The following is a 21,097-nucleotide window of genomic DNA, read 5'->3' as shown; positions in this document are numbered from 1 at the left end:
CAATGAAAGCTAACTTGAAAGTCTATGTTGCCGGGCACCGCGGGATGGTTGGTTCCGCGATTCTGCGACAACTCGAAAGCACCGGATGCGGAAAGTTGGTCACACGTACTCGCACCGAACTTGATTTGACAAACCAAGCCGCGGTCGGCGATTTCTTCAAATCGGAACGGCCTGATTTGGTTTACCTCGCGGCAGCCAAAGTCGGCGGCATTCATGCCAACAACGTGTATCCTGCCGAGTTCATCTACGAGAATCTGATGATCGAGGCCAATGTCATCCATGCTGCCCACTGCAGTGGGGTGCAAAAGCTGCTTTTCCTCGGCTCCAGCTGCATCTACCCGCGCCTCGCGACACAGCCGATGAGGGAGGATGCGCTGCTATCTGGTGCCCTTGAGGCAACCAACGAGCCGTACGCGATCGCCAAGATCGCCGGCATCAAGCTCTGCGAGAGCTACAATCGCCAGTACGGTCGCGACTATCGTAGCGTCATGCCGACCAATTTATACGGTCCGGGCGATAACTACGACTTGTCGAACAGCCACGTGCTGCCGGCGATGATCCGGAAGCTGCATTTGGCGAAGCTCGCGGCCCAAGGGGACGTTAGTGCGATCGTGGCCGACGAGGCCGCCCACGGAGAGATCGCTCAGGACATCAAGGCAATGATCGGGTTGGACCCCGCAGCGCCGATTACCGCCGAAAGCACCGTCAGGACGCGTCCGATCGTGACTCTGTGGGGCACCGGCACTCCGTTCCGCGAGTTCCTGCATGTCGACGATATGGCGTCGGCCTCTGTGTTCGTCATGAACCTCGACAAGGAGGTTTACGACGCTAACACGCATCCGATGCTGAGCCACATCAACGTCGGATTCGGCAAAGACCTGAGCATACGAGAGGTGGCAGTGCTCGTGGCCGAGATCGTCGGTTACCAAGGCCAGATTGCATTCGACTGCAGCAAGCCCGATGGGACACCGAGAAAGCTGATGGACAGCGGCCGCCTCGAGCGGCTGGGCTGGAAGGCCAAAATCGATCTGAAGCAGGGGCTTGAACAGGCCTATTCCAACTACCTGAGCAAAGAATCGAGAAGATGACCAACACTCACCCGAAAGTTGCCCTGATCACCGGCGTGACCGGCCAAGATGGTTCCTATCTTGCGGAGTTCCTGCTCGAGAAGGGCTACGTCGTCCACGGCATCAAGCGGCGCGCGAGCCTGTTCAACACACAACGCGTCGACCATGTCTATCAGGATCCGCATATCGAGAACGCGCGTTTCAAACTGCACTACGGCGATCTCTCGGACACCAGCAATCTTGTCCGGATCGTGCAGGAGACCCAGCCCGACGAGATCTACAACCTCGGCGCACAGAGTCATGTGGCGGTGAGTTTCGAAAGCCCTGAATACACCGCCGACGTGGACGCGATTGGCACGTTGCGCCTCCTTGAGGCGATTCGCATCCTCGGACTGGAGAAGAAGGCTCGGTTCTACCAGGCTTCTACGAGCGAGCTGTACGGTTTGGTTCAGGAAATCCCCCAGAAGGAGACGACGCCCTTCTATCCGCGCAGCCCCTATGCGGTGGCGAAGCTTTACGCGTACTGGATCACCGTGAATTACCGCGAAGCGTATGGCATGTACGCGTGCAACGGCATCCTGTTTAACCACGAGTCGCCTCGACGCGGTGAGACCTTCGTCACGCGCAAGATCACTCGCGGTCTCGCCAACATTGGCCAAGGCCTAGAGAGCTGTCTCTACATGGGGAACCTCAGCGCCTTGCGCGACTGGGGCCACGCAAAGGATTACGTGCGAATGCAATGGCTGATGCTGCAGCAGCAGCAGCCCGAAGACTTCGTCATAGCGACGGGGGTGCAGTACAGCGTACGCCAGTTCATCGAGTGGTCGGCTGCCGAACTCGGGATCGAGCTGCGCTTCGTCGGCTCGGGCGTGGAGGAGCATGCGGTCGTTCAATCGGTCAACAGCGAGAAGGCGCCGGCATTGAAGCGCGGCGACGTCATCGTCCGCATCGACCCGCGCTATTTTCGGCCCACCGAAGTGGAAACCCTCCTCGGCGATCCGTCCCGCGCCAAGGAAAAGCTCGGCTGGACCCCGGAGATCACGGTGCAGGAGATGTGCCGGGAGATGGTTGCCGCGGACCTCGCCCAGGCGCGGCAGCATGCGCTGCTGAAGAGCCACGGGTATCAGGTCAACGTCAGCGTGGAGTCCTGATCGAGCAATGGACTCCGGAATACCGGCGACGGCGAGACGGAGAAGTTGGATGCGGAGTTTAGCACCAGCAGTTCGGCCGCCGTCTTTCTCCAAGGCGCACGGCTGCAGGGACCTGCGAACGGGTGGCCTGGCGCCATGGCGAGCACAGTAACGAGTGATGCAAGAGTTACGAAATGAGAATTGCGTTCGATCACCAGATCTTTGGCTGGCAGGAGTACGGCGGGGTGTCACGCTACGCCTACGAGTTGGCGACCGGCCTCGCCGGCGCCTGCGGCCAAGATGTCAACATCATTTGCCCGCTATACGTCAACCGGTACCTCGCCGAATCGGATGCGGTAGGACTCGTCACTGGAGTTCGGGTGCCTGTCTTTCCAAAGAGCGGAAGGATCTACCGGGCAGTGAACGCGGTGCTCGGGTGGCCGGGGATGAGGAGGTTTCGGCCCGACATTGTGCACGAAACCTACTATTCGACCCGGACCGCGGCGCCCAAGGGCTCGAAGGTCGTGCTCACCGTCTATGACATGATCCACGAGCGCTTTCCCGAGAATTTTTCGATCGCCGATCCGACGAGACGGGAAAAGGCGGCCGCCGTATTGCGGGCCGACCATGTGATTTGCATCTCCGAGCAAACCCGAAAGGATCTCGTCGAATTCCTGGGCGTCCCGCCGGAGAAGACGTCTGTCGTCCATCTTGGATTCACGTTGAGACCCCAGGGCTCGCAGCCGTCGCAGGACGAGGCGTCCGATCGCCCGTATCTCCTCTACGTGGGGAACCGCAGCGGCTACAAGAACTTCGACGGCCTAGTCCGCGCGTACGCGAGTTCGCCGTTCCTGCAAGCCGAGTTCGACCTGGTCTGTTTCGGGGGCGGCGAGTTCAATGCCCGAGAGCGCGACGCGGTCGAGAAACTGGGTGCCGCGGCTTCGCGCGTTCGGCAGGTCGCGGGCGATGATAGCGTTCTGGCGTCCTACTATCGTCAGGCGCGAGCTTTTGTCTACCCGTCGCGCTACGAGGGTTTTGGCATCCCGCCGCTGGAAGCGATGAGCTTCGGCTGTCCCGTCGCATGCAGCAACGTTAGCTCTATTCCGGAGGTGGTCGGAGATGCTGCGGAGATGTTCGATCCGTCCGACACGGAATCGATGTGCGCGGCGATCGAGCGCGTCGCCTCGGATGAGGCGCGGCGCGCAGAGCTGATCGCGCGCGGAAGGGCGCGCCTCGACGTATTTTCGTGGCAGCGATGCGCCCAACAGACGCTCGATATCTATCGAAGGATCGCTGCATGAAGGCACTGATTTGCGGGGTCGGCGGCCAGGACGGTGCCTATCTGGCGAAACTCCTGCTGGAAAAGGGCTACGATGTCGTCGGAACGTCGCGCGACGCAACCTTGAGCCGTTTCGATGCGCTGCGCAGCCTCGGGATTCTCGACCGTATCGAGACCATCTCGATGGCGCTCAATGACTTTCGCAGCGTGTTGCACACGGTCAAGCGCCACGCCCCTGACGAGATCTATAACCTCGCTGGCCAGTCTTCTGTGGGTCTGTCGTTCGAGCAACCGGTCGAAACGATGGAAAGCATCGCCGGTGGGACGCTGAACCTGCTCGAGGCGCTACGCTTCGTCGATCGTCCGCTCCGCTTTTACAACGCGGGATCGAGCGAATGCTTTGGTGACACCGGAAACGCCCCGGCCACGGAATCCACGCCGTTTCAGCCTCGCAGTCCCTACGCCGTGGCCAAGTCGACGGCGCACTGGCTAGTACGCAACTACCGCGAAGCGTATGGTCTGTTCGCCTGCACGGGCGTCCTCTTCAACCACGAATCCCCCCTGCGTCCGGACCGTTTCGTGACGCAGAAGATCGTCCGCACCGCCGCCCGCATCGCCGCAGGCGAATGCGACCGACTGAAGCTCGGCAACATATCAGTCGAACGCGATTGGGGCTGGGCGCCCGACTACGTCGATGCAATGTGGCGAATGCTCAACGCATCCGGCGCGGACGACTACGTGATTGCTACGGGGCGCACCGTGTCGCTCGAATACTTCGTCCGAAAGGTGTTCGATCAATTTGGATTGGATTGGAACCGACATCTCGAAGTCGATGAACAGTTGTTCCGTCCGACCGACATTCCGACGGGACGAGCCAACCCAAGGAAAGCGAGGACGGAACTCGGCTGGAGCCCGACGCTGGATGTCGACGACGTCATCGCGGCGTTGTGCAGCGCCGCGTACGAGGCTGCCAATGGGGGGCGATGACGTGATTCGGGTGGATGATCAATGGCCCGCGCGGCCTGGGGAACTGCATTGAACAAGGTCAAGATATTGGTTCTCGGCGCCTCCGGGATGCTGGGGAACGCGGTTTTCAAGTTTTTCAGCGGCGAAGAAGGCTTCGAGGTCTTCGGCACGCTGCGCTCTGCGCGTTCGGCGCAATTCTTCGACGCGGCCGTTCGCCAGCGCCTGATCGCGGGGGTCGACGTCGAGAACGCGGACGCACTGCTGAGGTTGTTTTCCGACGTTCGCCCGAACGTGGTCGTGAATTGCATCGGGCTGGTGAAACAGTTGTCGGAGGCGGACGACCCGCTGGCCGCCCTTCCGATCAATTCCCTGCTGCCGCATCGCCTGGCGCGGATGTGCGCGTTGGTCGGCTCCCGTCTCGTGCATCTGAGCACCGACTGCGTCTTCGCGGGGACGAAGGGCGATTACACCGAAAACGACCTGCCGGACGCGACCGATCTTTATGGACGCAGCAAGCTGCTCGGTGAAGTGGATTACCCCAACGCCATCGCGCTGCGAACTTCGATCATCGGCCACGAACTGGAAGGGGCGCGCAGCCTGATCGGGTGGTTTCTCGCGCAGGAATCGAAGGTGCGGGGTTTCAAGCGGGCCATCTTCTCGGGCCTGCCGACCGTCGAAATCGCGCGGGTGATCAAGGACTACGTGATTCCGAATCCCGAGCTCCATGGCCTCTACCACGTCTCGGCCGACCCGATCAGCAAGTACGACCTGCTCACATTGGTCGCCAGAGCGTACGGAAAGGCCGTCGACATCGAGCCCGACGAGGTTTTCGTCATCGACCGGTCCTTGAATTCGGAACGGTTCAGGAGTGCGACGGGATTCCGGGCCGAGAAATGGCCCGATCTCGTGACCCGCATGCGGGATTTTGGTTAGAAAGGATTCAAGAATGTTCAAGGGCAAGACTCTGCTGATCACCGGGGGGACCGGGTCGTTCGGCAACGCGGTGCTGCAGCGCTTTATCGATTCGGACATCTCCGAGATACGCATCTTCAGCCGGGACGAGAAGAAGCAGGAGGACATGCGCATCGCGTTGAAGAACGACAAGGTGAAGTTTTATATCGGCGATGTGCGCAATTACGATGCGGTCCACGACGCGCTGCAAGGGGTGGATTACGTATTCCATGCCGCTGCGTTGAAGCAGGTGCCATCCTGCGAGTTCTACCCGATGGAAGCCGTGCGGACCAACGTTCTCGGCGCCGAGAACGTCATGCGCGCTGCGATCGCGCACCAGGTCGAACGCTGCGTCGTGCTGAGCACGGACAAGGCGGTCTATCCGATCAACGCGATGGGCATCTCCAAGGCGATGATGGAGAAGCTGATGGTGGCGAAGTCGCGGCTGTGCGCCGGGGGGCGGACGGTCCTGTCTGCGACGCGCTACGGCAACGTGATGGCGTCCCGCGGCTCGGTGATCCCGCTCTTTCTCGAGCAGTTGCTGGCGCGGAAGCCGGTCACGATCACCGACCCGAACATGACGCGCTTCCTGATGTCGCTGGAGGAGTCCGTGGATCTCGTCCTGTATGCTTTCGAGCACGCCCGGCCCGGCGACATCTTCGTCCAAAAGGCGCCCGCCTCGACGGTCGGCGACCTTGCCGCAGCGATGAAGCGGCTCCTGCACGGCGAGTCGGAAACGCGCGTCATCGGCACGCGCCACGGCGAAAAACTTTACGAGACGCTGGTGTCGCGAGAAGAAATGGCGCGCTCGGAGGACCTCGGCGGCTACTTCCGCATTCCGGCGGATGCCCGGGATCTGAATTACGACAAGTACTTCGTCGAGGGCGAGAAGGAGATTTCCACGCTCGACGACTACACGTCGCACAACACGAAGCGTCTCGACATCGAAGGCGTCATCCGGACGCTGATGAGCCTGGACATCATCCGCGAGGCGCTGAATGGCTAAGCTGAAAGTCATGACGATCGTCGGGACGCGCCCGGAGATCATCCGGTTGTCGCGGACCATCGCCGAGTTGGACAAGTTCTGCGAGCACACCCTGGTCCATACGGGGCAGAACTACGACTACGAGCTGAACGAGGTCTTCTTCAACGATCTCGGCATCCGCAAGCCCGACATGTTCCTCGAAGCGGCGGGTGAGAATGCCGCCGAGACGATCGGGCGCGTCATCATGGCGGCCGACAAGGCGATGACGACCTTCGAGCCCGAGGCGCTGCTGATTCTCGGCGACACGAACAGCTGTCTTGCGGCGATTGCGGCCAAGCGGAAGAAGATCCCGATCTTCCACATGGAGGCCGGCAACCGCTGCTTCGACTTCCGCGTCCCGGAAGAGATCAACCGGCGCATCGTCGACCACACTTCCGACATCAATCTCACGTACAGCGAGATCGCGAGAGAGTATCTGCTCCGTGAAGGCTTGCCCCCCGAGCAGGTCATCAAGACCGGCAGCCCGATGCGGGAGGTGATCGAGCACTATCGCGAGGGCATTGCCGCGTCCGACGTGCTGCAGCGCCTCGATCTCACTGCGGGACGATATTTCCTCGTCAGCTCTCACCGGGAAGAAAACGTGGATTCTCCGGAAAACCTCGCGAGGCTTTTCGGCATCCTGAACCGCCTGGCGGAGGCGTACGGCGAGCCGGTTATCGTGTCCACCCATCCCCGCACCCGCAAGCGGATGGACGCGCTGGGCCTCGAGGCGAACGCCCTAGTCCGCTTCTGCAAGCCGTTCGGGTTCCTCGACTACGTCAGCCTGCAAATCCAGGCGCGCTGCGTCCTCTCCGATAGCGGAACGATCACCGAGGAATCCTCGATCCTGAATTTCCCCGCCCTGAACCTCCGCGAAGTCCATGAACGGCCGGAGGGTTTCGAAGAGGCGGCGGTGATGTTCGTCGGCTTGTCCCAGGAGCGGGTGCTGCAGGCGCTGCAGGTGCTGGACTCCCAGCCCCGGGGAGAACGCCGGGTACTACGGATGGTGCACGATTACCAGCCCGACAACGTCTCCAGGAAGGTACTCCGGATCATCTTGAGCTATACCGATTTCGTCAATCGCAAGGTTTGGCACAAGAGGGGCGTCGATTGATCGAAGCATCCGTCTGCGCTAGGTCGACTCCGCGTCATCTGGCGCCGCCAACCCTTCGCATGCCTCGTCCCGGTGACTCGTGAGCATCCGTAAGTACATCGGGCTGAACTTCGTTGGCAATGCCTGGAATGGTGCGCTGGTCGTCCTCACGACTCCGTGGTACATCTCTATGCTGGGGATGGAGGGATACGGCCTCGTCGCATTCTGGCAGCTCCTGCTGTACATCTTCCTCATCTTCGATTTCGGTCTCGGCGCGTCGCTGCTCAAGGAATTCGCCGCCTATCGGGGAAGCGGCCGCGCGGCGGAAGGCTATCGCGCACTGCTGTCCACCGTCGAGCGGATCTGCCTCGCCGTCGCACTTCTGGTCGGCGCCGCGATCTTCTTTGCAGCATCGTGGATCGCCTCGAGCTGGCTGCGGCTGGAGGTGCTGCAGCCGGAGGAGACGGCTCTGGCCGTCCGGTTCATGGCCCTGTCGGTGGCGGGGCAGATCGTTGGGTCGCTGTACGCCAACGGCCTGACCGGGCTGCAGAATCACGGCGCGATGAACCTTCTGCAGATGCTCGGGCACGGTCTGCGATATCTCGGCGGCGCGCTGATCCTGTATTTCACCGGGGACATCGCGACGTTTTTCGCGTTCCAGGGAGGCTCGTCGCTGACGATGGCGTATGTGACCCGCGGCGTTCTGCTGCGCGGAATAGGCGATGCGCCGGGGCAGGGCGCAGCGCGAGGCGCGGACGTAGGCCGGGCGCTGCGTCGCTATGCCTTTGGAATGTTCGTCACCGCCTTGCTCGGAATGCTGCTCGCCAACACCGACCGCATCCTCCTCAGCAAGCTCGTGGCCACCGAGGATCTCGGTCGTTATTCGCTTGCCTTCGCCGGCGCGGGGTTTCTGCAGATGGTCGTGTTCGCCTTTTACCGATCGTACTTCCCGTTGTTCTCGCAGTTGAAGGCCGGCGGCGACCTCGCAGGCCTGAGATCCGCGTACTACCAGGCCTGCCGCCTCGCGGGCCTTTTCATCGTGCCAGCAGCTGCGATCGGCTGGACCTTCAGCAGCGAATTGATCGTCGTGTGGATCGGCAACCCCGATCCCCTGGCCTCGGAAATCTTCCGGCTGCTGATCCTCGGCACGGCATGTGCGGGCCTGATGTGGCTTCCCGCCGCCTACCAGCAGGCCTCGGGCTGGACCTCGCTCCACAGCGCGCTGATGGCAGCCGCTCTCGCGGTGGGCGCCCCGACGGCGTTCCTGGCGATTCAGAGCTTCGGCGCGGTGGGAGGTACGACCATGATGCTGGTTCACGGCGCCATCGAAATCACCTTCGGATTATGGCTGATGAACCGCGTGCTGTTTCCCGGAGAGACGGTGAGATGGTACCGACAGGTCGTGCTGTTGCCCTTCGTCACGACGCTGCCGGTGCTCCTTGTATCCAAGCAACTGATGCCGGAAGATCTCGCCCGCTGGGGCTTGGCATCCTGGATCGCCGCCACCTGCGCCGTTCTCCTGCCGTGCCTGATGGCTACCTACACAAAACTCCCGCTGAAGAAGGCTGCACTCCGCGCCACGGAGACCCAATGACTACGTCGAAAGAAACCAACCCCCGCTTTACGGTCATCATCCCGACGAAGGACCGGGCCGACTATCTCGGTCACACCCTGCGCACTTGCATGATGCAGGACTACGACAACCTGGAAGTCCTGGTGTCCGACGACGGCAGTACGGACCATACACGGGAGGTCGTCCAGGAGGCGTCGCGTCAGGACCCGCGTATCAAGTACCGGAGCAACGAGAGGAGTCCGGGGATGCGGGACAACTTCGAATACGTCCTCGACTTGGCCGAGCCGGGTTTCGTGATCGCCCTCGGCGGCGATGACGGATTGATGCCGGGCGGTATCAACGGGATGAGGGACGTGCTGCACGACACGCGGCTCGAACTGCTGTCGTGGGCGGCGCCGCTCTACACCTATCCCAAGGTGCGAGGCCCCGAGGGGCAGTTGATGCTTTATCACCCGAAGAAGGACCGTATCGTGGATTCACGGGCTTTCCTGGCGCGGCAGGTCGAGCATCTGAACTACCTCGGCGACATCGAATCGCCGATGTCCTACGTCAAGGGCGTCGCGTCGACGCGGCTGGTCCGGCAGGTGCAGAGCCGCAGCAAGGAAGGGCGCTTCTACAGCTGCCCAACGCCTGACGGCTACTCGGGCATCGTACTGGCGGGGGAGGTCAAGAACTTCGCCTTCTCGGGTACGCCGTTTGCGCTGTACGGACTGTCTCCCACGTCCCAGGGTCTCAACTATCTGGCCAACGAAGAGGCGGCCAAGAAGAACTCCCAATCGTTCTTCAAGGCGGTCGATGCGGTACCGATGCACGACGAGTTGGCCGCGCAACCGTATTCCCCGCTGATTACTCTGATGACCGTGGATTATCTGCTGACAGCGCGGGACCTCCCCGGTTGGGGCGGCGTAGTTCCGCCCATCGATTTCAGGCGCGTCCTCGAAGCGGGAATCAACGAACTAGCGCACGGCCTCTACGGACAGGATCGGCTGCTGCGCGAATTGGGCATTCTCAGGAACATCGCCTTGCGCCACGGCCTCGCGGCACGTTTTGATGCGCTCATGGCGAGATCGCACAGGAAGAAGGAAAAGACGCCGTTCATGGGGAGCGGGATTAACCCCCGCGCCATCTTTCTCGATGCGTCTCGCTACCGGATCGGTAACATCGTCGAAGCCGCCTACGCGGCGGAATACCTAGGGCGGTTCTATCGTGACCTCATGCCAGGGAATCTTCTCAACATCGTCAAGCGGTCTTTGAGTTACTTTCTTGTCTCTTCCGGCAAGGGGCCTTTGTTCCCGAAGCTCGAACAATAGGTTTCCCCCCCCGCTGATGATCGATTTGCAAGTCAAGCCCGAGGCGGTGGATACCGCGACGGCTTCCTCCCTGGTGTCACGAGCCCTCGTCGAACTCGAGGGGCGGATCGCCGTCGTGCTGCTGTCGCTCCTCCTGACTGTCCTCGGCTCCGTTATCTTGTTGTCCGAGCGTCAGCAGGCCGTGGCCCTCCCCGCGCTGGTGATCCTGTTCGCCTTCTTCCTGTTCTGCGTGGTTTTGAGCAGTCGGGTGAAGTCCGGAATTTTTGGTGAGGTCGGATTCATTTTTTCGGGATTTACCGTCGCCTATTCCGTCATCCCGGCACTGAACTTCCTTATCCTGAACTTCAACTTCCCGCCGAATTTCGACGCATTGAACTTTGCAGTGCTGAATCCGCAGCCAGAAGAGTTGGGCCTTCATCTCTGGCGCCACTGCCTGTTTGCCGTCACGGTGATGGGGGCGTACCTGCTCGCGAGGGGGGGCGGCACCGGAGCACCTCCCCGCCCCGGCCCATCCCCGGTCAGCGGGTGGGTCGTTGCCGCCGTGGTGGTGATGGTGTCGTCGTGTATGATCGCCGTGAGTCTGTTGTCGGCCCCGGTCGACGACTACTACGGCCACTACACCCGGTTCGATGCGTTGTCCCCGATGGCAAAGCGTTTCGCATTCCTGTGTCTGATATTGAAAGGCGGGGGCTATTACGTGGCGCTGACTTTGATGTTTTCGGATTATCGCAAGTTCAAGTTCCCGATCGTCCTTTTCGTCATTTTCATTGTCACCTACGAACTGTCGTACTCCCTCGGTTCACGGATCGAGACCTTGTCGATTCTACTTGCGGTTGCATGCCTATATCATTTCAACGTAGCTAAGATAAGGTTCCAGCAGGGCCTGCTGTACCTTGGCGTCTTGCTCGTGTTGTTCACCGCCGTCGAGTTCTATCGAGCCGCCGAGTTCGATATTCATGCGGCACTTAGGGAGTTTTCGGAGCGAGGGCTGAGAATTGCCACTGAGTTCGGCGCCGTGTACTACACAAGCTTCCATCTCTACGTCGAACGTTTGAACGGGATTTTGCCGGAGCGGGACTGGTTGATCTTGTTCAATGACTTCTTTACCGCGGTTCCCTTCTTCGAGCACACGCAGTTCAATTCGCAGTACTGGTACGCGCGCAACTACTTCCCCGATGCCGTCGTGCCGCCGCAGACGATGGGGCCCATCGCCGACAGTGCGATCTGGGGCGGAGAGGGGGATCTCGCCGTGCGCGGCCTAGTGACCGGCCTAGGATTCGGATTGCTCGCGCATTGGGCTCTGGCGCGACGCGAGAAATTCCTGGCGAATGTTGCCTACGTGTTCCTCTTTGCAACCTGTGTCATCGCCCTCAAGTATTCGCTGATCTACCAGGTGTCCCAGATGTTTCGTACCCTGGCTCCGGCCTTGGTGGTCGCCTACTTCATGATTAGACTCCAGCGGGCGGTCCAGCCTGAGTCGTGTCGCCGCCGATCTCCGTCGGGCTAAACCGCTGCGGCTAGCGTTGGGAAGCGCGCGATCAGGGAAGGCGCGATGTTCATGAATAGAGGCAGTGAGACGCCTCATGTTTGAGGTCTAGGGTCTGAATGAAGGTGGTGTTCGTATCGCAGTGGTATCCGCCCGAGCAGGCGCCGATCGGCTACATGATCCGAGAGTTGGCGCAAGCGATGAGTGCGGCGGGTCATGACGTGACGGTCATAACGGGTTTCCCCAACCATCCGTCTGGCGTCGTTTTCGGCGGTTACCGGAAGCGGTTGTACCTGAGGGATGTGGCTGACGGCGTAAAGCTTTGCCGTACCTACCTGTATACGAAGCGGGGCCCAGGAAAGCTCAGTCGAATTCTGACGTTCTTGTCGTTTACGCTGACTTCGGGCTGCGCATTACTGTTCGGCGGACGCTGCGACCTGATTTTCGCCGTCTTTCAGCCACTTTCCGTCGGGATGACACTGCCGATCATCGCAAAGCTGAAAAGTGCGAAATTGATTCTGAACGTGCAGGACCTTCATCCTGACGTCCCGATTGAGCTGGGCCTAGTGAAGAATCCGCTGTTCGTCAGAATGCTGCGGTGGGTGGAAAGACTGGGTTACCGGTCGGCCGCTGGATTGGCGGTCATCTGCGAGCACTTCAAGGCTCATTGCGTCGGCAAGGGGGCGGACGCCGGCGACGTCGCAGTGATTCCGAATTGGATCGATCTCAACGAAGTCGTCCCACACGAGAGGATTAATTCTTTTCGCACTGAGCTCGGGCTTTCTCCCGATCACCTCGTGATTTTGTACGCGGGGACGATCGGGATGGTTTCCGGGGCGGAGGTGGTTTTGAGGGCCGCGTCCGTTCTGGCGACGATTCTGCCGTCGGCTCGCATCGTCTTTGTCGGGGAAGGGCCTTCCGTTGCCGGCTTGCGGACGTACGCAGAAGAAAACGGCCTCGGGAACGTGCTGTTCGTCCCGTTCCAGCCGCGCGAGAGGCTCGCGGAAGTCCAGGCGACCGCGGACATCTCCCTCGTCACGCTGTTGAAAGGGAAGGGCCGTTCGTCGGTGCCAAGCAAGGTTCTCGGATACATGGCTGCCGCGCGTCCTGTGATCGCGTCGGTCGACTCCGATAGTGAAACGGCGTCCTTGGTCAGAAGATCAGGCTGCGGGATGGTGGTCGATGCGGAGAATGGCACGAAGCTGGCCGACGCCATCGTATCTTTGGCCGAAGACCCGGCGCGCAGGATTCGCAGCGGGGAAAGCGGTCGACAACACCTCGAAAGGCATTACGCGAAGGCGACGGTCACGGGAAGGTATATCGAATTCCTCGAGGCGGTCGCCGGTAGAACCTGAATCGCTTTCCCGGGGCCGGTGGTCGAAGCCGGCGGAGGGCGAAGTGCGAGCGCGCTTTGGGCGAACATTTCTTGTAGGTGACTGTGGAGCGGACCCCCGAGGAAATGAAGGGAGTCTTGTCTTGGAAGGACGTGCCGGCCCCGGTCCGTAAGGCGTACAAAGCCTTCCTGAGAATTTGGATTGGCGACTGATATATGATGAAGCGTTATGCACCGCCCGTGTTGCGTGCTGTGAAGCAAACCGACCTGGATCAGGTCGCCGAGATTCATCGCCAGGCATTTCCTGGGTTCCTGATGACCTTGCTCGGGCCAGTTTTTCTCCGGGAATACTATCAGACAGTCCTGGATTATCCCGACAGAGTGTTTCTCGTTGCGTTGGATGAGCGGGAGAGCGTGGTCGGGTTTATCGCTGGCTTCTATAACCCGGGAATATTTTACAGGTTGCTCGGTTCCAGAAGGAAGAGGATGATGTCGGCCGCCGTCCTGCATCTGGTCCTACGTCCCCGCTTGTGGTTACGTGTCCGCGAGAATATGAAGCAAATCGGCGAGCGCTCGGGGGAGTCGCTGGAGACCTGCGGCCGGGTGGAACTGGCGTCGGTCGGTGTCGCGCCCTACCTTCTGCATCAGGGCTGCGGCAGGGCTTTGGTCAGCGAGTTTCTGGCGAGATGTTCGAAATTCCGCGCCGGCGCGGTGGAGTTGACGACCGACGCGATGGGGAACACGAAGGTGAACCGCTTCTACCAGAGCCTGGGGTTCCGGGTGGTTAAGACCAGCGAACGGTCCGGAGGGCGGCGGATGAATCATTATGAGTACGTTCTTTGATTGTCGAAGTTGAAGCCGATTTCCCAGAGAGCCTCTTCCGAAACCAAATTGATTGTTTGGAACCGTCCTTATGAGTCGCGCAGTTGAACAGTTTTTACCTTTTGCCCTGCCGGATATCGGTGAAGAGGAGATCGCCGAGGTTGTCGCATCGCTTCGGTCAGGATGGGTTACGACGGGTCCGAAGGCTAGGCAGTTCGAGGACGATTTCGCCAACTGGCTGGAGGGCGGGGTCGAGGCCATATCGGTCAATTCTGCAACCGCCGGACTGCATCTTGCGCTCGAGGCTCTTGATGTGGGCCCGGGCGACGAGGTCATCACGACGACCCACACTTTTACGGCCACCGCAGAGGTCGTTCGTTATCTGGGTGCCGATCCCGTCTTCGTTGATATCTCCGCAGACACGCTCTGCATCGATCCGGAGGCAGTCGAGCGCGCAATCACTCCGCGGACGAAGGTGATCATTCCGGTCCATTTTGCAGGCCGCAGCGCCGAGATGTCCGAGATTCTCGACATTGCGCGGCGCCACGGATTAAAGGTCGTGGAGGATGCGGCTCACGCCTTGCCCACTACGTCCAACGGAAGGCTTGTCGGCACCTTGGATAGCGATGTGACGGTGTTCAGTTTCTACGCCAACAAGACGATCACCACGGGCGAGGGCGGGATGCTGGTGACTCGCAATCCGGCCATTGCCAAGCGGGCGCGAACCATGCGGCTTCACGGCATTAACCGCGATGCGTTCGACCGGTTTACCGCGACCGTCCCCAGTTGGTACTACGAGATCATCGCGCCGGGCTTCAAGTACAATCTGACCGACATCGCGGCCTCGATAGGAATCCACCAGTTGAGAAAGGCCCGAGCATTTCAGACCCGGAGGCAGCATATTGCGGAGCAATACAACGAGGCTCTTTCCGGCCTTCCACTGATATTGCCGCCCCTCCCGCGCGAGGGCGATCTGCATTCGTGGCATCTCTATGTGGTGCAGCTTGGAGCGGGGGGGGGCCGCGCTCGTGATGCGTTCATCGAAAGGATGTTCGAGCGCGGAATCGGAATGAGCGTTCATTACGTTCCTCTCCACCTCCAGCCTTATTGGCGCGATCGCTACGACTTGAAGCCGGACATGTTCCCCGTGAGCCAGCGCGTATTCGACAGAACGGCGACGCTGCCCCTCTATACGCGGATGACGGACGGCGAGGTTGAGCGCGTCGTGCGGGCGGTCAAGGAATCCCTGGGCTAGGATTTCAAAGTGTTAAAGCGTTGTTTCGATATTCTGTCCAGCGCGTTCGGTCTGGTATTGCTCTCGCCGCTGCTCCTGGCAATCGCGGGATGGATCAAACTGGACTCGGCGGGGCCGGTCTTCTTTCGCCAGGAACGCGTCGGGCGTTTCGGACGGACCTTCCTCATTCACAAATTCCGCACGATGACCGTCAATGCTGAGGCAAAAGGTCCGCAGATTACGATTGGCAAGGACCGTCGGGTGACCCGTGCGGGCCATTTCCTGCGGAAGACGAAGCTCGATGAGCTGCCTCAGTTGATCGACGTCCTATATGGACGCATGAGTATCGTCGGTCCCCGTCCAGAGGTGCCCCGGTATATCGCGTTCTATCCGGAAGAGGTGCGAACGAAGGTGCTCTCTGTTCGTCCTGGCGTCACGGATTGGGCATCGATTCAATTCAAGGATGAGAACGACATTCTTGCTCGGTCGAATAGCCCCGAGGACGCGTACGTTCAGGAGATCTTGCCGATAAAGCAGCGCTACTACGTCGAGTATGTTGCCAACAATAGCTTTCTTGGGGATTTGGGAATTATCGTCGCGACGCTCGGCGCGATCATGAAACGATAGCCAAGCATGCGATTGGGGCAGCATATGCGAGCCGTCATAGCGTGTTACCGAGTGTATTTGCAGTCGCTCCGCCCCGCTGATTCTGCTTCAATGCAACCTGAGATGCGTGTCTCCTCAGTCGGGTGCACGCGTGGCTGACAACTGTCGAACAAGAAGACTCTTCTCATATGATGTCGCCCACGGAATCGATGCATAGGTCCTTACGCTCCCTGCTGGTGTTTCTTTTCGACCTGTTCGCCGTCGTGGTGGCGTGGGTCGGTGGGCTCCTGATCCGCTTTAACTTCGAGTGGCCTGCGGAATACGAACAGCCATTACTTCTGGGGCTTGGGGTTTTGGTGGCGACGCAGGCTGTGGCGTGTCGTTGGGCCGGGCTGTACCGCGGAATGTGGGTGTTCGCGAGCCTGCCTGATCTGAAGCGGGTGCTGACGGCGGTCGCGTTGTCTGCGCTGGTGCTGGTGGTGCTTGTTGCGCTCGACCGCGGCAATCCTGGGATTCCCCGCTCGCTGATGCTCGTGTATCCGGTCCTGTTGCTTGTGGTGATGGGAGGTGGCCGGGCCGCATGGCGTATGTGGAAGGAGCATCATCTGTACGGCGGGCTGATCGCACAGGGGAAGCCCGTGGTCGTGGTCGGAGCGGGGGCCGGAGGCCTGATGCTTGTCCGCGCGCTTGAGCGTAGCGCCGATTGGCGCGTGGTCGCGCTGGTTGATGACGACCGTTCCAAGTGGGGACTGGAGCTTTGTGGTCATTCCGTGGCTGGGTCGGTCGACGAACTTCCTGATGTTCTCGCCGATCACCGGGCGAAGCATGTGATTCTCGCAATGCCCTCGGCAGCCAGCGATGTCCTGCGCCGTGCGACGGATCTTGCCGTCCGTGCTGGTGCCCACGTCTTTACCGTTCCGGGCCTCGAGGATCTGATGAGTGGGCGGGTTGCGATCAACGCCATGCGGCCGGTTGCGATCGAGGATCTGCTTGGGCGCGCACCCGTGCGTATCGATGCTGCGCACGTCCAGGCGATGCTCACCGGCAAGACGGTACTGGTGACGGGAGCAGGGGGCTCGATCGGGAGTGAATTGTGCCGACAGTTGGCGCGTTTTGCTCCGGCGCGGTTGGTGTTGTTCGAAGCGAGTGAGTTTGCCCTATACACGATCGAGCAGTGGTTCACGCTGCATCGGCCGGAGGTCGAGATCGTTTGCTTGGCGGGTGACGTTAAGGATACGGCGCGGCTTGATGAGCTATTTGCAGCCTGGCGCCCACATGCAGTCTTCCACGCGGCGGCCTACAAGCACGTACCGCTAATGGAAGTTCGCAATGCTTGGCAGGCAGTGCGCAATAACGTACTTGGAACCCTGCGGGTGGCTGAGCATGCGCAGCGTTATGGCGCTGAACGTTTTGTGCTGATCTCGACCGACAAGGCGGTGAACCCGACGAATGTGATGGGGGCGACGAAGCGCCTTGCCGAGATGGCATGCGAGGCGCTGCATTCGCGGGGCGGAGTAACTCAGATCGAGATGGTGCGCTTCGGCAATGTGCTCGGCAGTACCGGGAGCGTGATTCCCAAGTTCCAGGAGCAGATCGCACGCGGTGGTCCGGTGACGGTGACGCACCCCGACATCAACCGCTACTTCATGTCTATCCCCGAGGCGGCCCAACTCGTGCTGCAAGCCGCGGCGATGGGGCAGGGGGGGGAGGTGTTCGTACTCGACATGGGCGAGCCGGTAAAAATCGTCGATCTCGCGCGCAACATGATCCGGTTGTCGGGTTACTCGGAAAACGACATCCGGATAGAGTTCTCGGGCCTTAGGCCTGGCGAGAAGTTGTATGAGGAATTACTCGCGGATTCTGAAGTGACACGCGAAACGCCACATCCGAAGTTGCGCATCGCGCGGTCGAGGTCGGTTGCGGCGAGCTTCCTGGCCGAGCTCAATGCGTGGCTCGCACAGCCCGGACCGGTGACCGATGACGACGTGCGCCGGGGGTTGTTGCGGTGGGTTCCGGAGTACGTCCCGATGGGAGGGCGTCCTTCCTTGCGCATCGTAGAGAGCGAGAGCAAATTGGCGCGCGCCGGCGACCGGGCGTAATTGCGGGCGCGACTTCGGCCGCGAACAGAGCCCCGTCACTTGACCGCATGCCGATTCGCGGCCGAAGCCGCCCCTACAAGATAGAATGCCAGGATCTCATTTGGGTTGTGGCGCCGCCGTTCCGTGATACCGGTGAAGCGCCAAGTATGCGATGGCGATTTACGCGGTAGGTGACATTCAGGGGTGTTACTCGGTGCTTCAGCGCCTGCTGGAGCGGATTGCATTCGACCCTGCTGTCGATCGCCTGTGGGTGGTCGGCGATATGGTGAACCGTGGACCGGAGTCGGTGCAGACGCTGCGCTTCCTGCGCGAACTGGGCGACGCTGCCACGGTCGTGCTGGGCAATCACGATCTTTACCTGCTGATGGTCGGTGCGGGCCACAAGCGGCTCGATGACGACGACACCTTGTTCCAGGTGCTGGAGGCACCCGATCGCGACGAACTGCTGGCGTGGGTGGCGAGCCGCCCCTTGGCGCATGTCGAGGGCGAGTTCGCAATGGTGCATGCGGGCATGCTCCCCGGCTGGACGATTTCGCGGGCGCTGCAGCTCGCGGTCGAAGTGGGCGAGGTGCTGGCGGGGCCGGCGGCGAACGATCTGCTGCTGCACCTGGGTGGCAACGAGCCAGAAACCTGGTCGGACGAATTCGTGGGCTGGGATCGCTATCGGGTGATCGTGAATGCGCTGACACGGATGCGTTTCTGTACGGCCGACGGTCGTATGGCGCTGCAGGCGAAGGGGCCGCCGATGAAGGCTCCCATCGGGACGATGCCGTGGTTTCAGGTTCCGGGACGGCGGAGCACTACTCATACCATCGTTTGCGGACACTGGTCGGCTTTGGGGTTTTACCGCACGCCCGGTCTCATCGCTCTCGATTCGGGCTGCGTGTGGGGCGGAAAACTCACCGCCGTGCGGCTCGAGGATGGTGCGGTGTTTCAGGTGCAGGCTTAGCCTGCGAGCAATCGCAGCAGCTCATTGTTGTGGCGCGGGGGCGTCAGGTGATCGTGGCTGGCTGCTCGAGCCCCGAGCCTTCGTCAGCCCCCGCTTGTTCGGGCTTACCCTCAGCGATGCCGGTGGCCCCCATGATCGCCTCGCGCGCGGCGTTCGCGAGTTCGCGACGGTGGACGCCCTGGCTGTCGAGCGACGCTCCCACGTGCAGTCCGGCGACGAGTCCTTGCGTGGCGATGATGTTCGCGATGCACTGTCCCAGAGTGAGATCGCCGTCGTAGGCGGCAGCGCGGGACGGAGAGCCGTCCGGGTGGTGATACGAGATCGCCATCGGCTGGATAGCGTGGCCCGATTCGATCGCCGGCTGCAGCAGGGCAGCGTGGAAGTGCAGGACATGGCTGCCGTCGGTGGTCGTGCCTTCGGGAAACAGTGCGACGTTGCGTCCTGCGTCGAGCAGGGCGCCGATCTCGGCGTTGACGATCTTTGCGTGGCCGCGGCTGCCGCGTCGCAGGAACACGGTCTCGTTCTTCGCGGCGAGCCAGCCTATGAGCGGCCAGGCGCGTACCTCGGCTTTGGAGACGAAGGCGGACGGCGCGATTGCGTTGATGACGAAGATGTCGAGCCACGAGATGTGGTTGGCGACGAGCATGCAGCTAGGCTGCACCGCTACACCCCTCGTTCGCAGTTCGATGCCGAGGATGGCAAGCAGGTGTTGCGACCAGCGCCCGCGCAGCTGGCGGTGTGTGGACTTCTCGGTCAGCGGATAGACCGTCAGGACCGTCAGCAAACCTTGGGCGATGTGCAGGGCGAGCCGCAGGTAGCGCCAGGACCGGACGATGCGTCCGGTCGTCGGTCGGGCGGCAGGGGGCGGGGCAGTGGGATTCAGTCTTTGCGTCCCATGAAGTGTTTGGCGTAACGGCCGTCCACCTTGGTCATCGGCATCAGGATGGGTAGGTCGGCGGTGTTGAAGTCGGGGTCCCATGCAGGTTCGCCGCAGATCCACGCGCCGGCGCGCAGGTATCCCTTGATCAGCGGCGGCGCTTCGCCCGGCAGGTCCGAGCGCAGGTGTTCGAGCGGCAGCGGACAGCGCGGGAACACGCGGTATTCGAGCGGCGAGGCGTGTTCTTCCTTGAGCCGATTGTACAGGCTCGCAGCGATGTGTCCGCCGTCGGCCATGCTGATGGAGGCGCAGCCGATCAGGTAGTCGTAGCCATTCTCCTGCATGTAGCGGGCGAGGCCGCCCCACAGGAGGGCGATGACGGCGCCGCTGCGATAGTCGGCGTCGATGCAGGAGCGGCCGATCTCCACGATGCGGCTGCGCAGGTGGTGCAGGCGGGTGAGATCGAATTCGTTTTCCGAGTAGTAGCCGCCGACCTTGCGCGCGGCGGCAGGCGAGAGGATGCGATAGGTGCCGACGATGCGCCCCGCGGACTCGTCGCGCACGATCAGGTGCTCGCAGTAGGGGTCGTAGATGTCGCGATCGACGCCCGGGGTGCGGCTCGGCAGGCGGGCGCCCATTTCGTCGGCGAAGACACGGTAGCGCAGTTTCTGGGCTTCGAGGATTTCGGTTTCGCAGCCGGCGAGCCCGACGTGCAGGTTGCGGGTGCGGCGTTCCGCGGTATGCGCCTGTTTCTGAAGCATGGCTTTCATCCTTGTTCTGGCGTGTGGCATGCATTGTTGAAATGCTGCGTTGCGGCGCCATGACGAGGACGTTACGATGGGGTGACGAAATCGGATTCCGTCCGTTTGGGGAGATTCAATGGAAAACTGTGTGTTCTGCCGTATCGTGAAAAGTGAACTGCCTGCTTCGAAGGTGTTCGAGGACGAGTCGACGCTGGTGTTCATGGATTTGCAGTCGGTGAATCCCGGGCACATGCTGGTGGCCGTGAAGCCGCATCGCGCGAATATCTACGAACTCGACGACGAGCTGGCCGGCGCAGCTTTCCGTACCGCGGCCCGCATGGCGCGTGCGGTGAAGTCGGTGTTCGGCTGCGAGGGCGTGACCTTGCTGCAGGCGAACGAGAAGGCCGGGGCCCAGACGGTGTTCCACTTCCACATCCACGTTGTGCCGCGCTGGGAGGGTGACGGGATGGGGCTGGCGTGGCCGGCGAAGAATCCCGCGCGCGAGGCCCTGGAGGAGGCGGCGGCAAAGCTCCGGGCGGCGCTGTAGGGGCGATG

At 61.3% G+C, this 21,097-nt stretch carries 19 protein-coding genes; 17 read left to right on the top strand and 2 right to left on the bottom strand.

Annotated features, from left to right (window positions below; all coding sequences use genetic code 11):
* Positions 1 to 2: 2 nt before the first annotated feature.
* The 16 genes from ToN1_RS08550 (at position 3) to ToN1_RS08475 (ending at position 18,922) form a co-directional block, all read left to right on the top strand.
* A complete protein-coding gene (locus ToN1_RS08550) occupies positions 3 to 1,088 on the top strand; it encodes a GDP-L-fucose synthase family protein (protein WP_169207966.1) in 1,086 nt (361 codons plus the stop codon).
* Positions 1,085 to 2,218, top strand: a complete 1,134-nt coding sequence (gene gmd / locus ToN1_RS08545; RefSeq protein WP_169207967.1) for a GDP-mannose 4,6-dehydratase — start codon at positions 1,085 to 1,087, stop codon at positions 2,216 to 2,218. Before ToN1_RS08550 ends, gmd begins: the two co-directional genes overlap by 4 nt.
* A 173-nt stretch (positions 2,219 to 2,391) precedes the next feature.
* On the top strand, positions 2,392 to 3,498 hold the full coding sequence (locus ToN1_RS08540; RefSeq protein WP_169207968.1) for a glycosyltransferase family 4 protein: 1,107 nt from the start codon (positions 2,392 to 2,394) through the stop codon (positions 3,496 to 3,498).
* The gene (locus ToN1_RS08535; RefSeq protein WP_169207969.1) at positions 3,495 to 4,463 is read left to right on the top strand and encodes a GDP-mannose 4,6-dehydratase; all 969 of its coding nucleotides are present in this window, start codon (positions 3,495 to 3,497) and stop codon (positions 4,461 to 4,463) included. Before ToN1_RS08540 ends, ToN1_RS08535 begins: the two co-directional genes overlap by 4 nt.
* Positions 4,464 to 4,484: 21 nt before the next feature.
* On the top strand, positions 4,485 to 5,375 hold the full coding sequence (locus tag ToN1_RS08530) for a dTDP-4-dehydrorhamnose reductase family protein (protein ID WP_169207970.1): 891 nt from the start codon (positions 4,485 to 4,487) through the stop codon (positions 5,373 to 5,375).
* 13 nt (positions 5,376 to 5,388) lie between these two features.
* Entirely contained in the window at positions 5,389 to 6,399 is a 1,011-nt protein-coding gene (locus ToN1_RS08525; RefSeq protein ID WP_169207971.1) for a polysaccharide biosynthesis protein, read from the top strand.
* The gene (wecB, locus tag ToN1_RS08520; protein WP_169207972.1) at positions 6,392 to 7,531 is read left to right on the top strand and encodes a non-hydrolyzing UDP-N-acetylglucosamine 2-epimerase; all 1,140 of its coding nucleotides are present in this window, start codon (positions 6,392 to 6,394) and stop codon (positions 7,529 to 7,531) included. The genes ToN1_RS08525 and wecB overlap by 8 nt, the downstream gene beginning before the upstream one ends.
* Positions 7,532 to 7,610: 79 nt before the next feature.
* Positions 7,611 to 9,104, top strand: coding sequence for a lipopolysaccharide biosynthesis protein (locus tag ToN1_RS08515; RefSeq protein WP_169207973.1), 1,494 nt, complete (start codon positions 7,611 to 7,613; stop codon positions 9,102 to 9,104).
* Positions 9,101 to 10,393, top strand: coding sequence for a glycosyltransferase family 2 protein (locus ToN1_RS08510; RefSeq protein ID WP_169207974.1), 1,293 nt, complete (start codon positions 9,101 to 9,103; stop codon positions 10,391 to 10,393). The genes ToN1_RS08515 and ToN1_RS08510 overlap by 4 nt, the downstream gene beginning before the upstream one ends.
* Before the next feature lie 16 nt (positions 10,394 to 10,409).
* Positions 10,410 to 11,900: a hypothetical protein gene (locus ToN1_RS08505; protein WP_169207975.1), complete on the top strand. Its 1,491-nt coding sequence runs from the start codon at positions 10,410 to 10,412 to the stop codon at positions 11,898 to 11,900.
* A gap of 98 nt (positions 11,901 to 11,998) precedes the next feature.
* The gene (locus ToN1_RS08500; protein WP_169207976.1) at positions 11,999 to 13,234 is read left to right on the top strand and encodes a glycosyltransferase family 4 protein; all 1,236 of its coding nucleotides are present in this window, start codon (positions 11,999 to 12,001) and stop codon (positions 13,232 to 13,234) included.
* A 194-nt stretch (positions 13,235 to 13,428) separates the two neighbouring features.
* Positions 13,429 to 14,055, top strand: coding sequence for a GNAT family N-acetyltransferase (locus ToN1_RS08495; RefSeq protein ID WP_169207977.1), 627 nt, complete (start codon positions 13,429 to 13,431; stop codon positions 14,053 to 14,055).
* A gap of 70 nt (positions 14,056 to 14,125) precedes the next feature.
* Positions 14,126 to 15,289 carry a DegT/DnrJ/EryC1/StrS family aminotransferase gene (locus ToN1_RS08490; RefSeq protein WP_169207978.1) on the top strand — a complete coding sequence of 388 codons (1,164 nt, stop codon included), beginning with the start codon at positions 14,126 to 14,128 and terminating at the stop codon, positions 15,287 to 15,289.
* 9 nt (positions 15,290 to 15,298) lie between these two features.
* Positions 15,299 to 15,895 carry a sugar transferase gene (locus ToN1_RS08485; protein WP_169207979.1) on the top strand — a complete coding sequence of 199 codons (597 nt, stop codon included), beginning with the start codon at positions 15,299 to 15,301 and terminating at the stop codon, positions 15,893 to 15,895.
* Positions 15,896 to 16,062: 167 nt separating this feature from the next.
* Positions 16,063 to 17,973, top strand: coding sequence for a polysaccharide biosynthesis protein (locus ToN1_RS08480; RefSeq protein ID WP_342344167.1), 1,911 nt, complete (start codon positions 16,063 to 16,065; stop codon positions 17,971 to 17,973).
* A gap of 151 nt (positions 17,974 to 18,124) precedes the next feature.
* Complete coding sequence (locus tag ToN1_RS08475) at positions 18,125 to 18,922, top strand: symmetrical bis(5'-nucleosyl)-tetraphosphatase (protein ID WP_169207980.1); 798 nt, start codon at positions 18,125 to 18,127, stop codon at positions 18,920 to 18,922.
* Positions 18,923 to 18,965: 43 nt separating this feature from the next.
* Here ToN1_RS08475 and ToN1_RS08470 read toward each other — a convergent pair whose 3' ends face one another.
* Positions 18,966 to 19,706, bottom strand: a complete 741-nt coding sequence (locus ToN1_RS08470; protein WP_244861001.1) for a lysophospholipid acyltransferase family protein — start codon at positions 19,704 to 19,706, stop codon at positions 18,966 to 18,968.
* 95 nt (positions 19,707 to 19,801) lie between these two features.
* Positions 19,802 to 20,560 carry a GNAT family N-acetyltransferase gene (locus tag ToN1_RS08465; RefSeq protein ID WP_169207982.1) on the bottom strand — a complete coding sequence of 253 codons (759 nt, stop codon included), beginning with the start codon at positions 20,558 to 20,560 and terminating at the stop codon, positions 19,802 to 19,804.
* Between the two features lie 118 nt (positions 20,561 to 20,678).
* On the opposite strand from ToN1_RS08465, the gene ToN1_RS08460 reads away from it, so the two are divergent.
* Entirely contained in the window at positions 20,679 to 21,089 is a 411-nt protein-coding gene (locus ToN1_RS08460) for an HIT family protein (protein WP_169207983.1), read from the top strand.
* The last annotated feature ends 8 nt before the right edge of the window (positions 21,090 to 21,097 follow it).

The sequence above is a fragment of the Aromatoleum petrolei genome (assembly GCF_017894385.1).
In the GTDB taxonomy this organism is placed as follows: Bacteria; Pseudomonadota; Gammaproteobacteria; order Burkholderiales; family Rhodocyclaceae; genus Aromatoleum; species Aromatoleum petrolei.
Note: the sequence above shows the minus strand (reverse complement) of the source record. Positions and strands in the feature narration are given on the sequence as shown.

Coding starts and splice junctions, on each gene's coding strand:
- ToN1_RS08500 (WP_169207976.1), top strand. CDS start 11,999: ATGAAGGTGGTGTTCGTATCGCAGTGGTATCCGCCCGAGCAGGCGCCG.
- ToN1_RS08475 (WP_169207980.1), top strand. CDS start 18,125: ATGGCGATTTACGCGGTAGGTGACATTCAGGGGTGTTACTCGGTGCTT.
- ToN1_RS08480 (WP_342344167.1), top strand. CDS start 16,063: ATGATGTCGCCCACGGAATCGATGCATAGGTCCTTACGCTCCCTGCTG.
- wecB (WP_169207972.1), top strand. CDS start 6,392: ATGGCTAAGCTGAAAGTCATGACGATCGTCGGGACGCGCCCGGAGATC.
- ToN1_RS08525 (WP_169207971.1), top strand. CDS start 5,389: ATGTTCAAGGGCAAGACTCTGCTGATCACCGGGGGGACCGGGTCGTTC.
- ToN1_RS08495 (WP_169207977.1), top strand. CDS start 13,429: ATGATGAAGCGTTATGCACCGCCCGTGTTGCGTGCTGTGAAGCAAACC.
- gmd (WP_169207967.1), top strand. CDS start 1,085: ATGACCAACACTCACCCGAAAGTTGCCCTGATCACCGGCGTGACCGGC.
- ToN1_RS08490 (WP_169207978.1), top strand. CDS start 14,126: ATGAGTCGCGCAGTTGAACAGTTTTTACCTTTTGCCCTGCCGGATATC.
- ToN1_RS08540 (WP_169207968.1), top strand. CDS start 2,392: ATGAGAATTGCGTTCGATCACCAGATCTTTGGCTGGCAGGAGTACGGC.
- ToN1_RS08550 (WP_169207966.1), top strand. CDS start 3: ATGAAAGCTAACTTGAAAGTCTATGTTGCCGGGCACCGCGGGATGGTT.
- ToN1_RS08535 (WP_169207969.1), top strand. CDS start 3,495: ATGAAGGCACTGATTTGCGGGGTCGGCGGCCAGGACGGTGCCTATCTG.
- ToN1_RS08510 (WP_169207974.1), top strand. CDS start 9,101: ATGACTACGTCGAAAGAAACCAACCCCCGCTTTACGGTCATCATCCCG.
- ToN1_RS08530 (WP_169207970.1), top strand. CDS start 4,485: ATGGCCCGCGCGGCCTGGGGAACTGCATTGAACAAGGTCAAGATATTG.
- ToN1_RS08465 (WP_169207982.1), bottom strand. CDS start 20,560: ATGCTTCAGAAACAGGCGCATACCGCGGAACGCCGCACCCGCAACCTG.
- ToN1_RS08460 (WP_169207983.1), top strand. CDS start 20,679: ATGGAAAACTGTGTGTTCTGCCGTATCGTGAAAAGTGAACTGCCTGCT.
- ToN1_RS08505 (WP_169207975.1), top strand. CDS start 10,410: ATGATCGATTTGCAAGTCAAGCCCGAGGCGGTGGATACCGCGACGGCT.